The sequence below is a fragment of the Exiguobacterium sp. s127 genome (assembly GCF_018618695.1).
GTDB classification, from domain to species: domain Bacteria; phylum Bacillota; class Bacilli; order Exiguobacteriales; family Exiguobacteriaceae; genus Exiguobacterium_A; species Exiguobacterium_A oxidotolerans.
Map to the genome: position 1 here is coordinate 1 of NZ_JACSMO010000017.1, position 16,149 is coordinate 16,149.

Genomic DNA, 16,149 nt, shown 5'->3' on the forward strand with positions numbered 1-16,149 from the left:
CCTCCTTACAACGGATATACCTGAAAGAGAGGGTGGCGATTCATCTCCCACTTTCACTAGGGCTTCACCCTGATCGTTTAGAAGTGGGCGTATTCTCGCCTAATTTAGATAAAATTCGTATAGGCTGCGCGTCCAGTACGTTTCGCTTCTTCAGACAATAAGGCGGCAGCTTCCTCGTCCAGGACAATCATCACGTCAGCATGACGTTGTAGAATCGTCGCCGGACAATCGGGCGTCGCCGGACCTTCCATCATATCGCGCACGGCTTCTGCTTTTCTGGCACTAGAGGCTACGAGCAAGATTTTTTTCGCTTCCATGATCGTACCGAGCCCCATCGTGATTGCATGTGACGGAACATCTTCTAACTTTTCGAAGAACCGCTGATTCGCTTCACGCGTCGATTCTGTCAACTTCGTTACGTGAGTCGTCGCGTCAAATGAGGTGCCGGGTTCGTTGAAGGCAATATGTCCGTTCGAACCGATTCCAAGCAATTGAAGATCGACACCAAGCTTACGAACCAGGTGTTCATAACGTTCACTTTCTGCATGGGCATCTTCCGTATCTCCGAATGGAAGATATGATTTCTTGAAGGCAACTGCATTAAACAGATGTTCCTTCATGAACGTGTGATAACTTTGCGGATGCGTCGGACTAAGTCCGACATATTCATCAAGATTGACCGTCGTCACGTGCGAACAGTCTAATGTATCTTGACACCACTCTTCATAGACGCCGACAGGCGAACTCCCTGTCGCCAGCCCAATCGTCAACCCCTCCTCTTGCCGTTGAATTTCATTTTTGAGAAGTTGATACGTGACTTGTGCCAATTCTTCAGCCTTTTCGACAATCATCCATTTCATAAAAATAGACTCCCTTCATTTTTTAAATGTATGGACTGCTCCACGATGAATCGTCCGCTCGACAAATAATGATTCATCTAACACAACGAAATCAGCATCTTTACCAATCTCGAGCACCCCTTTTTTCGTCAGACCAAATTCTTCTGCCTGATTGATTGAAGTCATCCGTACCGCTTCTTCAAGGGAACACCCTGTAAAGGCAATAATATTCCGGAGCGCTTGATCCATCGTCAGGACACTTCCGGCTAAATTTCCGCTCGCTAGTCGCGCTGCTCCATCTTTTACGTCGACCGCTTGGCCACCGAGCTCATACTGACCTTCTGGTAAGCCTTTTGCCCGCATCGCGTCCGTGATGACGGTCAACCGGCTTGCTCCTTTCATCCGGTACGCAAAATCAACCATTTCTTTTGCACTATGAATCCCGTCCGGAATGATTTCCGCACGAACCGCTGGATTGAGTAGACAGTATCCGACTGTTCCCGGCTCGCGATGATGCAGTGCCCGCATCTGATTGTACAAGTGTGTCCCGTGGACGACGTTCCCTTGCTCATTCTGCTCGTATGTTGCGTCGGTATGGCCGGCTGACGGAACTGCCCCCGTCAGACGGACCGCTTCTTCAAATGCCCGCGCTCCCGGTCGTTCGGGTGCATAGGTGACGAGTTTAATCTGACCACCTGCTGCCTGCTGCCACTTTAAAAATTGTTCGACGTCCGGCTCAACGATATAGTCGAGTGGTTGGGCACCCGCATAATCCGGATTAATAAACGGTCCCTCGAGATGAATGCCTTCAATCGTCGTTGTCTCGGTTTCCATCACTTGCCGCGCCGCCTCGAGTGCGCGCGTAATTTGACTCCAGTCTTGTGTGATCGTCGTCGCAAAAAAGGACGTGACACCTTCCGCTAACATCGCTTGACTAAGACGCATTAAGCCTTTTTTATCGGCGTCCATCGTATCGACGTCATATCCCCCATGAATATGAACATCGATCATTCCTGGAATCAATTGCTTCCCTTCTAAATCAAGTACCCCTTCTTCCGCCACTGGTACATACTTCGTCATATCGCCTAGCTCGCTGATCGTCTCTTCAAACCGAATGAATCCCTTCTCTATCACGGTCTGACCCGTATAGATGTTCGCATTGATGATGACAGTCATATCTTCGCTTCCTTTCTTGCTTTGCCTCAAGAGTCGTTTCTCTCTGTTTAGTATAACGCCTCTATTTCTAGTTGTATAGACCTTTATACATTTGTTTGATTAAAAAAGAAGATTCCATACATTCATTGGAATCTTCCCTGATTGATAAACGCGTAATCCTCACCGTCATGGCAATAACACACGGTCCTTCTTTTTAGAAATGAGACGTGTCACTTTTAAAATCGCAATCGTCAACGATTGACGTTTGCGATACGCCAAGTAACGTCCTTCCCACTTTGGATCATATTTTTCTTTGTAGCGTCTTAGGCCTGTAAAGCTATACATGTAACGAATGTTATTGAAGACGTCAGCCGCGACACGTTCTTGCCAAAATGACGTTTCGTCTTCTCCAACAGCAGATAGTGGTGCCATTCCCATATTGAACGTATGATAGCCTGCTTCTTTTGCATACTCAAACAAACGGATGAACATCGCATCCATAATCCCATTCGGTCCATCAGGACGGAAGCGCATCAAATCGATTGATAAGACACCGTCTTGATAAGCAGGCATGAACGTCATGAAGCCAAGCAAGTCGCCTGCCGCGTCACGCATGATTCCAACGGGTGCTTGATTCAAATAGTCTGACTGAAAGTATCCGAGTGAAAACCCTTTTTCTACTTTGTTCCCTAACCAGTCATCTGATACGTCACGTAACGATGTAAGTAAGGCATTTGAAAATGGCGGTTTTACAACTTCAAACGTCATGCCTTCTCGTTCAAAACGATTTTTAATGGAACGCAGTCCAGCTCGCTTCTTACCGGAAACCGTAAACGTCGTAATATCAACAATTGCTTCTTCGCCTAACTTAAAAAAGTTAAAACCAAAATCATGATACAGGGACATGTTTTGCGCCTGAATCTGATAGATGTTCGGAATGTAGCCCAAATCCTCGACGCGTCGTAAAAACGTACCAATCAATTGCGAATGTTCATCCGGGTTCCCACTCGGGTCACCCAACACAATAATCCGATTTCCTGTCTGACTGAATTGAAGAAATGCCCGACCCGATTCTGAGAAGAAAAATCGTTTATCCCCTAAAAAAGCCAAATGACTCAAGTAGTTTCCGCCTTCTTCCGTCAACGTCTGACGGACTTTCGTTTCATCAAAAGCCTCTCCGAGGACCGGATGGTTAAACGTGTTGAACAGGCGAATGAACACTAACAAGTAAACAAGTGCAAAAATCGTTGCACTTGCTGCAAACATCGAAATTTCATGAGACGGATACACTTCCGTTCCGTCTGCAGACCCTAACGTATAAAACGTATACCCGAAGAAAACAAATCCACCGAGGTAAAGTATCCCGGCCAACGATGCACGCATTAACCGCATCGTCGTAATCAGCGTCCGCTCGCGGTGGAAAGATTTTGCCGAAACCGTCAGCAAAATGAGCACAACGAGAACCGCAAAAAGCGAGATTAAGTTGAATCCTCGTAAGGCCATCCCAATCAGTGCGAAGAATGATGCCCCGTATACCATATAGAGCGAACGTTTCGTCCGTCGATATAACGAGGGTGCCAGTAAGACGAATAATAACCCGCCCATCAAGAAGAAACTGTTCCCAAGTAGTAATAATTCATGCGGTAAACGGGCTTCTAGAAAATCGTATTGTGACGAGACCGGCGGTAAAATCGCAAGTCCCCAAATCGCAATACCTGCGAGCAACGTGATCAAGGCTAACGCAAAATGACGGACCTTACTTAAAAAGCGCAGTTGCAAGCGCCAAATGACTCCACCGACTTCGACGGATGGTCCGACGATCGGCTTATCTTCAATCATTTTGACAACAGGTCCACTAAATTCGCGTGCTGAGAACACCAGCCCAATCACAAAGGGCACTATGTAATAGACGAGACGGTAAATCAACAGTCCCGTCAAGACGCTTCCTTCCGCTACACCAGCGCGTTGCATACCAATCAAAAAAACCAAGTCAAACGAACCAAAACCCCCGGGAACCATCGAAATCAATCCGGCCGTCGCCGCGATGATGAATACACCGATGACTTTCGCAAAACTGACGTCCGTTCCGAGTGCCTGTAAAATTAAATAGACGACGACACCGGCACTGAACCATTCTACGAGCGAGACGAGTGAATACAGTACGATCGACGATGGTCGAATGCTACTCGCCCCGCGTCTGAACGTAAACAGGAGATATAAAGGGAAGAAAAGTGCGACACCAATGATAACGGGCCAAAGCCATTTTTTAAAATCGAGCACTTCGAACGCCGGGAAAATATTTAATAAAGACAATGCAGATAAAATCGATAGTCCACTAATCAACGTCGGCGCCATCCAGCCGATTGCCTTCAGGAGACGACTTCCTTCAACGAAAGGCCGATAAAGCGCCGTCCGAACCCCCATACCGGCAAGACCACCAAATCCGATGATTCCGTTAAACGAATTCGCAATCCACGAAGCCCGGAAGACGAGTCCGAGCGGCGCTTTGACCTCCAAAGAACGTAACAGGATGACGTCATAAAAGAACATCGTCGCGACGGCAAGGAGACCGGCACCGACTAAAAGAATGAACTTCCATGATGGGATTTGCTGAATGGCTTGAATCGATTCATTTAAAGATAAATTTTTCAATTCACTTTGTCCTTGATACAAGATAAAGAGAATTAAAGCAATCGGTAAAATAATTTTCGCGATCGTAACGATTCGTTGTTTATTGAGCTTCATCCAACAACCTCCTTTGACTTCTTGACGAGATAGACCAATCGTAAGAGCAATAACGTTGCTCCGACCGCAAGACCAATAATGAGTCCCCACCAGTAACCGTCCGGTCCAAGTGTCGTAAACCGTTCGAAATAAAAACCGAGCGGTAAGCCAATCACCCAGTACGCCGAAATCGTCAAAATGAATGTGGCATTGACATCTTTAAAACCACGTAACGCGCCTTGAGTCGGTGCTGCGACCGCATCGGATAACTGAAAGAAAATCGCGAGAATCATGAAATGTGCGGCTAGATTGATTACTTCCGGATCATTGCTATAGAGTGCCGCGACCCGTTCATTTTGTAAGTACAAGAGTCCGCCGGAGAAGAGCGAGACAGCAATACATAATAACAGCCCAATCCAAATGTACTGGACGGCATCCTTGACGCGTTTCGCCCCAACTTCGTACCCGACAGTGATCGTCAAAGCTGACGCAGCTGACAGGGGGAGCATGTAGACGAAGGATGCAAAGTTGATTGCAGCTTGATACGCACCGATTACGACATCCCCATACGCACCGAGTAACAACGTCACGGCTGAGAAAATACTGACCTCGGAAAAAATTGCTAGTCCAATCGGCGCCCCTAAAAAGACCAGTTCCTTAATCCGAGTAAAATCCGGTTTGTAGAATCGCCGTAAAATACCGAGGCGCTGGAACAGTTCCCCTTTTAGAACGATCCCGGTAATGGCGATACACAATAACCAATATGTGATTGCCGTCGCGACCCCTGCCCCGACACCCCCCAACTCCGGAAAACCAAACTTTCCGAAGATAAAGAGATAATTGAAAGCAACATTAATGGGTAAAGAGAATAATAATAATACCATCGTGATGTTTGACTTCCCGAGAGAATCGACTAATGTGCGAAGGACAAAAAAGATAAACATCGGAATGATACCAAATCCGAGCATGATGAGATAGACACGTGCGACACGTCTTGCTTCACCCGATAATTCCATCTGATTCAAAATCGGATTGACGAACAGTAAACCGAGTACTAATGTGACAACGATGATGAGTACTGAAACGTAAAGTGCCTGAACGACGATTCGTTTGACTTCACGCTCCTTCCTTGCACCCATTGCTTGCGAGACGAGCGGCGCGACGGCTAATAAAATACCCGTCAGACCTGTGTAGACAGGCGCCCAAAGACTTGCTCCGACACCGACACCAGCTAAATCAGCTGAGCCGTATCGTCCAGCCATGACCGTGTCAAAAAAGCTAATCAAATAAAAAGCGACTTGCGTCACTAAGATTGGAAAGAAAATTTTCATGAATTGTTGAATCTTTCCAGACAACGTAAACGTTTCTAACATGACTTCACCACATTCCAGAGCTAAGAAACGGCTCTATTTTAATCATTATTTCTGTCTATTAGCTTGTTCTACGTAAAAATTGTGAGGAGGGATTCATATGAATCATCGCGATACTGAAAACTTAACGTTCGAACTACTTGAAACGTGGGCGACATTCAACCACTATGCAAAAGAAGCCCAACAATTTAAAAATCCGGAAGATATCCACCAAGCAAGAATCCGTCTTCGGAAGTTGATTACGTTCGCTACACTTGTCGGTGAGACGGATGAACCTGTTTATCTGATTTGGAGACGACTGATGCGCGCATTTGGCGAGGTCCGTGATTTAGACGTCCAACTCGAACAACAATCTGTCACGTCACCCGTCGAGCAACTATTCGCCGAACACCTCGCGCTCCAACTCCAAGGAAAACGAGCAACGCTACTTGAAACGATGCATCTGCTCATCTCAAGTGAACTCGATAAATCCGTCCGTCGTTTCTTAGCAGGACCGCTGACAAAACGATTAAAACGGATGGATGAAAACGATTTGATTCACGCGGCAAAAAAACAATTTGATAAAAAAGCACAAAAATACGAAAAAGTGCACCATACAGAAGGACAAAAAAGAATCCAAAAGATGCACGAATTACGTCTTGCGACAAAGTACTACCGCTATACATTAGAATACTTGCGTCCTTATACCACTCTTCCGAAGTCGACCGTCGATCGTCTAAAACGCGTTCAGACCCAGCTTGGCCAAATCAATGATACGTACAACCGGCTCGAACGGTGGCGCGCATTTACACCACCGGATGAATACCAATTGAAACGCGCAGAAGAAGTTACACGACTCGAACAAGCCTTAGTGACGGCACTGGACGAATTTTCACTCGATTAAGGGTGACGCTGGACGAGCAGCTCGAGCATTTTCGTGCCCGCGATTGAGTTTCCTTTTAAATCGAGGGCCGGTCCAAAAATACCGATTCCGAGATCTGCCATATCGAAATCACTACGTCCACAGGCCACGATGGCACCCGAGACACCACTTTTCCCGGGAAGTCCGACTTGAACAGAAAACTCACCAGAAGCATCATACATGCCGCACGTCGTCATGATCGCACGAATGATTCGCGCATTACGACGAGAGATGACTTGATGGCCGGATGGTGTTTTTCCTGACTGGCTTAAAATTTTACCCATCATCGCGAGTCCTTTACAGTTCGTCAAGATTGCGCATTGTTTTGTGTAGACATCGATGATTTCTTCGACGTTTCCTTCAATGACTCCGTGATAGCGCATGAAGTACAGCAATGCCCGGTTCAAATCCGTCGTTTCGAATTCGGATTTTGCGACTTCCGCGTCGTACTTGACCATCTCGACTTCGATGTCGAGCAGACTCGCGATGAACTCGCGCAGTTTGAGCAGTTTATCTGCCGCATCTTCCCCAGGTAACATACTCGTCACAGCAAGCGCTCCTGCATTGATCATCGGGTTGAGCGGTTTTGTTGGAATCGTCTCCTCAAGCTTCGCGATCGAGTTGAAGGCATCCCCCGTCGGCTCCATTCCAACTTTTGAAAAGACATAATCCTCACCAAATGTTTCGAGAACAAAAGCAAGTGTGATAATTTTAGAGACACTTTGTAACGTAAATAAAGTGTCCGCCTCACCAGCAGACACAAATGTCCCGTCGGCATTGCAAACTGCGATTCCAAGTTGCGTCGGTTCTGACTTCGCAAGCTCCGGAATATAACTCGCAACTTGTCCGAGTACTGCATAAGGACGGCATTCATCAATTAATTCTTCTAGTTGTTGTTGTGTAACGTTCATGTACTTCCCTCTTCCTGTTTTTTTATAGCTTATCATGCTTTGTCAGAACGAGATATGGCAAGACGTAGTTTTGTCTGTGAAAGCAAAAAGCTCGGGAAAAGTTACTGTAAAAACAACAAAAAAATCTGAACATCATCGAGATTCATACTTTGAATGTCGACGACGTTCAGATTTTTTAACAAGCAGACGTTCCATCAACGAATGACGAGTTCTGAACCGTCTGCGTCGATCGCGACGTGCGACCCATCCTGGATTTCCCCGCTGATCAGTGCACGGGCCAGTTTTGTCTCGATCGTCCGCTGGATATAACGATTGATTGGACGGGCACCGTACTGAGGTTCGAAGGCTTCATCGAAGATTAACGTTTTGGCGGCTTCTGTCACATCAATCGTAATTTCCCGACCCGATAAACGATCTGCCATCTTCGCGACCGCTTTATCGATGATCCGCTCGATTTCTGCGCGGTGCAATGGATGGAATAAAATCGTGTCATCAATCCGGTTCAAGAATTCGGGCCGGAAATGATTTTTCAGTTCTTGACGGACAGCTTCTTCTTCGGCTGGATCAATGTAACCATCTTTGGCTGCTTCTAACAAAATGTTCGCTCCAATATTCGAGGTCATGATGACAATCGTGTTTTTAAAGTCAACGACACGTCCTTGTGCGTCCGTCAAGCGGCCATCATCAAGCAGTTGAAGTAGGATATTGAACACATCGCCATGTGCTTTCTCGATTTCATCAAATAAGAGAACCGAGTACGGACTGCGACGGACCGCTTCTGTCAGTTGTCCGCCTTCTTCGTATCCGACATAACCCGGAGGCGCACCGACGAGACGGGACACATTGTGTTTCTCCATATATTCCGACATGTCAATCCGAATGATGTGATCTTCACTGTCGAACATCGCTGCCGCAAGTGCTTTCGCAAGCTCGGTTTTCCCGACACCGGTCGGACCGAGGAAGAGGAACGAACCGATCGGCCGGTTCGGGTCCTTGATTCCGGCCCGAGCCCGGATGACGGCGTCTGATACAAGGCGGACGGCTTCGTCCTGACCGAAGACCCGTGTATGCAGCGTATCTTCGAGATGGAGCAACTTCTCCCGTTCACCTTGCGCAAGACGTGTAACCGGAATCCCCGTCCATTTCGAAACGATATCTGAAATTTCTTCGTCTGTTACGGCTTCGCGGACTAACTCATGAGAGACGTGTTCTGCTGATTCTTCTGCTACATGTAACCGATTTTCGAGTTCCGGAATCTGTCCGTATTTGATTTCAGAAGCCGTATTTAAATCATACCGGCCTTCTGCTTCTTGTAAGGCAAGTTTTGCTTTTTCGAGATCTGCCCGCAGCTGCTGGACACCTTGCGAACTTTCTTTTTCATGTTCCCACCGTGTCCGAAGCGCACTCTCATCTTCACGCGCTGAACTTAATTCTTGTTGAAGCGTCTCAAGGCGTTTACGCGAGGCCTCATCCGTTTCTTTTTTAAGAGCTGCCTCTTCGATTTCAAGTTGCATGACGCGGCGAACGAGTGAATCAAGTTCCGCTGGCATCGATTCCATATCCGTCCGAATCATCGCGCACGCTTCATCGACTAAGTCGATCGCTTTGTCCGGCATGAACCGATCCGTAATATAGCGATCGGAGAGAATGGCCGCTGCGACTAGGGCATTATCATGGATTCTGACACCATGGTGAATTTCAAACCGTTCTTTTAATCCGCGCAAAATCGAAATCGTATCTTCGACGTCCGGTTCTGCGACGAGGACTTGTTGGAACCGGCGCTCGAGTGCCGGATCTTTTTCAATATATTTCCGATATTCATCGAGTGTCGTCGCTCCGATACAGTGCAACTCACCACGGGCGAGCATCGGTTTGAGCATGTTACCGGCGTCCATCGCCCCTTCTGTTTTTCCGGCTCCGACAATCGTATGCAGCTCATCGATGAAGAGAAGGATTTGCCCTTCTGCTTCCTTGACCTCGTTCAAGACGGCTTGCAAACGTTCCTCAAATTCACCCCTGTATTTTGCACCTGCAACGAGCGTACTCATATCCAGGCTAAACAACTGTTTGTTTTTTAAGCTCTCCGGTACATCACCACGAACGATGCGCTGGGCAAGCCCTTCCACGATTGCCGTCTTCCCGACACCGGGCTCACCGATCAGAACGGGATTGTTTTTTGTTTTTCGGCTGAGTATCCGGATGACGCGACGGATTTCATCGTCCCGACCGATGACGGGGTCTGTTTTCCCTGACCGAAAATCAGCGACAAGATCCCGTCCATATTTTTTTAAGACATCAAATGTCGCTTCAGGATTTTTTGTCGTCACTTTCCGATTACCACGCATCGCTATGATGGCTTCGCGTAATGTTTCTTCCGTCACACCTTGCCCCCGTAAATATTGTGTTGCAGGACTCGTTTGTTTCGAGAGTGCGAGTAAGAGGTGTTCGACCGAAACATACTCATCTTGCATCAAACGGGCTTCTGTTTCCGCTTCCGTCAACACGTTCAATAAAGAACTACTGATCCGTGGTGTCGAGACTTGCGCGAGCGCCGGTAATTTTTCAATCGCTTGATTGATGGCTTGTTCCATCTGATCCATCCGCTGATCGAGTTTTTCAAAGACGATCCGAGCGATTCCTTCTTCCTGTGCGATTAAAGCGAGTAATAAATGCCACTCTGTGATTTCACTATGCCGACGTTGTTTCGCAATCGCTTGCGCTGATACGATTGCCTCATGAGCACGATCCGTTAATTTCTCAAAGTCCATGTCGCATTACTCCTTTACTGATAATTGATTTTCCCATTCTTCATAAAACGTTGCATCCATCTCAGGCAACTTCACTTCTAATTGAACAAGTAAAGCACCCCGATGCCCGTCTTGATTACTTAAGCCACGATTTGGAATGCGTAGTCTTGCACCTGGTTTCGTCCCCGGCTTGACCTTTAACTTGACACGTTTTCCTTCAAGCGTATCGGCAATCACTTCGCCACCCAAGACAAACGTCGTCGGATACACACGCACCGTTGAAATGACATCCTGTTCGTGTCGACGGAACCGGTCGTCATCTTTGAGATGAATCGTCACGTAGACGTCACCCGCCACTCCACTTCGGTTACGCAACGAACTTTTTCCGCGTAAACGAACTTTCTTCCCTTCGTAGACGTCTTTCGGAAGACTCATCTGAATCGTCCCTGAAGCTAGACGAATCGTTACTTTTTCATTTGTACTGAGGTGACTGAGTGGTACCGTCAGTTCAAGTTCTTCATCCGTCGATTCTTCTTCTTGGTTAAAAAACGAACCGAACATGTCTTCAAAACCAAAGGATTGACCGCCACCGGTCGGTCGAGACTGTCGTCCATTGTATTGACGGAAGATGTCCTCGTAGTCTGCTGATTGCCCCGGACCCGCGCCAGCCATGCGTTCAAAGTCACTTCCATAACGATCATACTGCGTCCGTTTTTCTTCATCCCCGAGGACATCAAAAGCCTCCTGAATATCTTTAAAACGGCGATCTGCACTCGCCTCTTTATTGACGTCCGGGTGAAACTGTTTCGCAAGTTTCCGATACGCTCGTTTGATGTCTTGATTCGTTGCCGACTTTTCGACACCAAGCGTCCGGTAATAATCTTTTGCCATCTCACTTCACTCCTTCACTTATTAACTCTGTATCTTAATTATAAAATCGAATCGTCAATTGGTCAAATATAGTCAAACTTTTTCATCACGGCTTCTCTTCATCTTTTCACTTTACGGTTTTTCTTCAAACAAGTTTCATGAACCGACTCATGCTATACTGATATCCATAGTTATTCACACGAAGGAGCGATGAAAAAATGGATGGAAAAAAACGTGCAGACGTCAAGCCTGGACTACGTGTCAGCATCGTCTTAAAACAAGATCAGCGTACGGGGAAACGGACGGAAGGAATCGTCAAAGACTTATTGACGAAATCACCGAACCACCCGCACGGCATTAAAGTACGCCTTGAAGATGGTCAAGTCGGTCGTGTTCAGGAAATTCTTTAAGTAGATAAAAAGGCGTTCCCGTCGTGGAACGCCTTTTTCGATTACCGTATCGCTAAATAACGTAATGTCGCTTCGACTAATATCTTCGCTGCGTCGACCATCGCCGGCTCTTCAAAGTCAAAGCGTGGATGATGATGCGGATAATGTGATGCATCACCTGCACCGGTAAAGAAGAACGTCCCCGGAACTTCCTTTAAATAATAGGCAAAGTCTTCCCCGCCCATTGTCGGATCAATTTCAAATACGCTTGTATCCCCGATCACGTCGCGGGCGACAGCTTCTAAAAAACGTGTCTCAACCAAGTCATTGATGACAGCCGGATACCCTGTTTCATAGTGAAACGTATACGTCGCACCCGCTGCATCACAAATCCCTTTAATCGTCCGCTCCATCTCCGAGACGATTTTTTGAGCAACCGTCTCATCAAACGTCCGGACGGTCCCCGTCAATTGTGCCCGGTCAGCAATGACATTGAACGTATTCCCGGCATGAAGCGTCCCGATCGTCAAGACGGCTTGCTGCAATGGATCGAGACGACGGCTGACGATACTTTGAAGTTCTTTGACGATGGTCGCCCCGAGTAGTACGGCATCAATCGTTTCGTGCGGTTTTGCCCCGTGTCCGCCTCGGCCGAACAACGTTAACTCGAATTTATCCGCCGCTGCCATGACGGGACCGACCCGTGTTCCGATCGTCCCCAGCTGGGTCGTCGACCAAAGGTGCGTTCCGAAGATGACATCGACTCCGTCAAGACAGCCGTCAGCAATCATCTCACGCGCTCCCCCCGGTACCACTTCTTCTGCATGCTGGTGAATCAAGACGACATTTCCCGTCAGCTGTTCTTTTTGACTGGCGAGAACTTCCGCAACGGCGAGTAATGTCGCGGTATGACCATCATGACCACACGCGTGCATGACTCCTGGAACAGTCGAACGATAATCAACCGTTTTTTCATCTTGAATCGGTAACGCATCAAAATCTGCCCGTAATGCGACCGTTTTCCCCGGTTTTCCTCCTCGAATCGTTCCGACGACACCACGTCCTCCGACATTTCGTCGGACTTCGATTCCAAGTTCTTCGAGACGACTTGCGATATAATTCGGTGTCTCAACCTCATGAAAAGAAAGTTCAGGATGTTGATGTAAATATCGTCGGCGTTCAACCATTTCCGGAAATAGCTGTTCGATCCGGCTCGCTATCGACTGATCCACTAAGTAGCCCCCTTATTTTTTTCCGTGCAACATCTTTACACTTTCACGTGTGTACTGAAGTCGTTCAATCGTATCCGTATAGTGAATTGCTGCATAAGACAAGAAGAGCACATCAATCGCAAACAATTGTGCCAAGCGCGAACTGAGTGCCGCACTTCGAAGCGGTGCTTCCGGTGCACGCGATGTCCACAATGCGATATCTGCCAGCTGACTGATTCGGTTATCACCAAATCGGGTTAGACTAATCATTTTTAAACCGCGAATTTTTGCCAGTCGCATCAGTTCGACGACTTCTTCTGTTTCCCCGCTGTAAGAAATCGCGAAGAAGACATCATCCGGACTCGCATTTGCAAGGAGTGTCGCTAAAAGATGCTGATCCGATTCTTGAATCGCTAACTTCCCGACGCGCGTCCACTTTTGAGCTGCATCAAGTGCGACGACGTTCGAAGCACCGATTCCATAAAAATAGATAGCACGTGCTTGATCGAGCGCTTTTGTCGCTTCTGCGATTCGGACATCGTTCAATTGTTTGGCTGTATCTTGTAGGGCTTGCATACTGTTACTAAGCGTTTTTTCGATTAAATCTGCTGGACGTTCGTTTTCTTCGATATCGTGATATCCTGTCAAATCCGTTCGTGCCGTATCAGCAGAAATCCGCATCCGCAGTTCCGGATACCCCTTTAATCCAAGCGCACGACAAAATCGGACGACGGCTGCAGCACTCGTATTCGATTCTTCTGCCAAATGATGAATCGTCATCCCGGCGATTTCGTTTGCGTGGGATAAAACAAAATCAGCTACTTTTCGTGACGAGGACGGCAACTCCTCGCGTACTGCTTCAATTTGTGAAAAGATACCACCCTTCATTCAATCCGCTCCTTTGACTTGACGTTCTTTTAGAATCCGTTTTCATGTTATACATTTAGTGTACATTTTATGAAACTTAATTTCAATTCAATTATTGTATTCCAAAATTTAATCATAATAAAAAGGACCCATGTGCATGGATCCTTCAGCTTACAGGAAAAACTTTATCAACGAATTTTAACGATTGGTTTTTTCGTATCGGGTTCGAGGAATAACATCGCTTCCGTATCTCCGTTTAAGTTCGTGACGGTAATCGTCGTCGGAACATTCCGGTTATACTCCCACCGGTTTTCAAGCAGATACGTCACGTATTGGATGAAGGCGACAAGTTCTGCTTTTCCGTAAAATTGAACCGGGATTTTAATTTCAAGCTTCTTCAATTCACCCTCTTGATAGAATCCTTCACCCATCATCCCCGTGTAGTTCGGGAAGTAGTCCTCGAGGCGGTCCTTGAACAAGTCGAATTTCGCCGCGTCATCACGAACGTCATTCGTTGCTGCTGAAGAAGGATAGTAGTAATACTTCTCATCATAATTTTTCCAGTCATTCGCACTAATTTGGTTCCCGCGACCGATGAAGGCCGATGAAAGGTAGTGACCTGAAACCGGTGAACCCTCTTTCTCTTGTAAATAGAGGGCGACGTGGATCGGTGTCGTCTTCATCCCGTCCGTCTTCCGCATCTTTTGGACGAGTTCGTTTGCCATTTTCTTGCCTTGCTCGATGACTTTTTTCTCATCTAATTTCACAGTATATGTCGGCCCATAGTTTTCATCTTGGAAAACGTACTCACTATTTAAGACTAACGCAATCGATGTCCCACCCAGTTCGAGTTTTTTATCTTCTTCGAGCATGTAGTCTTGTTCTAAGATGTGCGATAAAATCAAAGGAGACTTCTGATTTTTCTCTTTATATGATTTTCCAGTCGTGTACGCCGGGTTTAATCCTTCTGGATCACTCCCACTCGTATCTGCTTTTCCTGTTCGAAGCAACCACGTTGCGATTTGGTCCGCTTCCAGCAGTTGACCTTCTTGGTAATAGTATTTTTCCGGGTCAAAAAACTGTGTTGAATGGCGCATCAGCCCGGTCTCAATCTCATCCAGTTCAAGCCGTGAGCTGACCCGCTTTTGTGTCATCCCGCGGGCGACGCTTGGCCGAAACGGAAGTACCGTTCGATAGTACGAATCGGTCGTATCGATTGCCGGACTGACAACTGCTTGGACTTCTTTACCTTGTTCGCTCTCAGTAATGACTTCTTTCGTATCGCTGTCTTGTGATAGATCCATCGAACAAGCACCTAAAAATAGTGTGCTCGTCAATGTCACTGCTATCATTTTTCTATATCGCATCATCATTGCACCCCATGTTTTAAAATCGTTCTCTTTATCATAACAGAATCGTTTTCAATCGGGGAAGCACTAGTTTTCCCCTACTTTTCAAAAAGCACTGCGTGACTTTTAATCGCGCGAAAGGACAATCTTATATGAAACAACGACAAGTCATCGGGTTCCTTCTCTTATCAGCAGGCATTTTATTCATGCTTTGGCCCATTTGGAGTACCTATCAAAAACAAGCAACAACGACTGATTTAAAGCAACAATGGAAAAAAAGCTTACAAACGGTTGATGCAAAAGAAACGACAAAACCACTGGCGACAAAAGGTGACGGACTCTTAACAATCCCTTCACTTGATTTCGAACAAGTCATCTTAGAAGGAGCTTCGACCGATGTTCTTGATCGCAGTATCGGGCACATCGAAGAAACCGGTGCCCCGGGAAAAGGAAACTATGCTTTAGCAGGACACCGAAGTTTTACGAAAGGACTTCATTTCAACAAGTTACCGCAACTGAAAACAAAAGCCGATGTCATCGTCACCACAAAAGACCATCGTTATACGTACCGCATGGAAAGTTCAAAACTCGTCAAGCCGACGGATCTCTCCGTTCTCGATCAAAACGTCAAACAACCGATGATTACACTCATCACTTGTGATCCACCGGAAACCGCGACAAACCGTTTAATCAAACAAGGTGTGTTGATTAAAACAGAAACACTTGATTGAGTCTAGCACTTCATCTGCTTTCAAACACAAACAAAAATCCGAGTGATTCTTTTCAAAAGAAGAATCGCTCGGATTTTTTTAAGGC

The 16,149-nt window shown here is 46.7% G+C and carries 13 protein-coding genes; 3 read left to right on the top strand and 10 right to left on the bottom strand.

Translation table 11 applies throughout. The features are described 5' to 3' along the window. Nucleotides 1-104: 104 nt before the first annotated feature. The 4 genes from nagB to KNP98_RS15110 all read right to left on the bottom strand — a co-directional run bounded on the left by nagB (nucleotide 105) and on the right by KNP98_RS15110 (nucleotide 6,091). Nucleotides 105-860: a glucosamine-6-phosphate deaminase gene (gene nagB / locus KNP98_RS15095; protein WP_088836296.1), complete on the bottom strand. Its 756-nt coding sequence runs from the start codon at nucleotides 858-860 to the stop codon at nucleotides 105-107. Nucleotides 861-875: 15 nt separating this feature from the next. Beyond that, nucleotides 876-2,015, bottom strand: a complete 1,140-nt coding sequence (gene nagA, locus KNP98_RS15100; protein WP_088836295.1) for an N-acetylglucosamine-6-phosphate deacetylase — start codon at nucleotides 2,013-2,015, stop codon at nucleotides 876-878. A gap of 165 nt (nucleotides 2,016-2,180) precedes the next feature. Beyond that, a complete protein-coding gene (gene mprF / locus KNP98_RS15105; protein ID WP_214766745.1) occupies nucleotides 2,181-4,739 on the bottom strand; it encodes a bifunctional lysylphosphatidylglycerol flippase/synthetase MprF in 2,559 nt (852 codons plus the stop codon). Further along, nucleotides 4,736-6,091, bottom strand: coding sequence for an MATE family efflux transporter (locus KNP98_RS15110; protein WP_088836293.1), 1,356 nt, complete (start codon nucleotides 6,089-6,091; stop codon nucleotides 4,736-4,738). The genes mprF and KNP98_RS15110 overlap by 4 nt, the downstream gene beginning before the upstream one ends. A 97-nt stretch (nucleotides 6,092-6,188) precedes the next feature. Here KNP98_RS15110 and KNP98_RS15115 point away from each other — a divergent pair, with 97 nt between their 5' ends. Then, the gene (locus KNP98_RS15115; protein WP_214812190.1) at nucleotides 6,189-6,971 is read left to right on the top strand and encodes a CHAD domain-containing protein; all 783 of its coding nucleotides are present in this window, start codon (nucleotides 6,189-6,191) and stop codon (nucleotides 6,969-6,971) included. On the opposite strand, the gene glsA is transcribed toward KNP98_RS15115, so the two are convergent. The 3 genes from glsA to KNP98_RS15130 form a co-directional block, all read right to left on the bottom strand. After that, on the bottom strand, nucleotides 6,968-7,900 hold the full coding sequence (gene glsA / locus KNP98_RS15120) for a glutaminase A (protein WP_088836291.1): 933 nt from the start codon (nucleotides 7,898-7,900) through the stop codon (nucleotides 6,968-6,970). The genes KNP98_RS15115 and glsA overlap by 4 nt on opposite strands. A 194-nt stretch (nucleotides 7,901-8,094) precedes the next feature. Next, nucleotides 8,095-10,668, bottom strand: a complete 2,574-nt coding sequence (clpB, locus tag KNP98_RS15125) for an ATP-dependent chaperone ClpB (protein WP_088836290.1) — start codon at nucleotides 10,666-10,668, stop codon at nucleotides 8,095-8,097. Nucleotides 10,669-10,674: 6 nt separating this feature from the next. Next, nucleotides 10,675-11,538, bottom strand: coding sequence for a DnaJ C-terminal domain-containing protein (locus tag KNP98_RS15130; protein WP_088836289.1), 864 nt, complete (start codon nucleotides 11,536-11,538; stop codon nucleotides 10,675-10,677). Between the two features lie 197 nt (nucleotides 11,539-11,735). Here KNP98_RS15130 and KNP98_RS15135 point away from each other — a divergent pair, with 197 nt between their 5' ends. Then, on the top strand, nucleotides 11,736-11,927 hold the full coding sequence (locus KNP98_RS15135; protein ID WP_029332605.1) for a YwbE family protein: 192 nt from the start codon (nucleotides 11,736-11,738) through the stop codon (nucleotides 11,925-11,927). 41 nt (nucleotides 11,928-11,968) lie between these two features. On the opposite strand, the gene KNP98_RS15140 is transcribed toward KNP98_RS15135, so the two are convergent. The 3 genes from KNP98_RS15140 to KNP98_RS15150 form a co-directional block, all read right to left on the bottom strand. After that, on the bottom strand, nucleotides 11,969-13,093 hold the full coding sequence (locus tag KNP98_RS15140) for a M20 family metallopeptidase (RefSeq protein ID WP_214812206.1): 1,125 nt from the start codon (nucleotides 13,091-13,093) through the stop codon (nucleotides 11,969-11,971). A gap of 57 nt (nucleotides 13,094-13,150) precedes the next feature. Further along, nucleotides 13,151-14,005: a MurR/RpiR family transcriptional regulator gene (locus KNP98_RS15145; protein WP_088836288.1), complete on the bottom strand. Its 855-nt coding sequence runs from the start codon at nucleotides 14,003-14,005 to the stop codon at nucleotides 13,151-13,153. A 167-nt stretch (nucleotides 14,006-14,172) separates the two neighbouring features. Then, a complete protein-coding gene (locus KNP98_RS15150; protein ID WP_251135206.1) occupies nucleotides 14,173-15,288 on the bottom strand; it encodes a CamS family sex pheromone protein in 1,116 nt (371 codons plus the stop codon). A gap of 197 nt (nucleotides 15,289-15,485) precedes the next feature. Here KNP98_RS15150 and KNP98_RS15155 point away from each other — a divergent pair, with 197 nt between their 5' ends. Beyond that, complete coding sequence (locus KNP98_RS15155) at nucleotides 15,486-16,064, top strand: class D sortase (RefSeq protein ID WP_088836287.1); 579 nt, start codon at nucleotides 15,486-15,488, stop codon at nucleotides 16,062-16,064. Nucleotides 16,065-16,149: the final 85 nt, after the last annotated feature.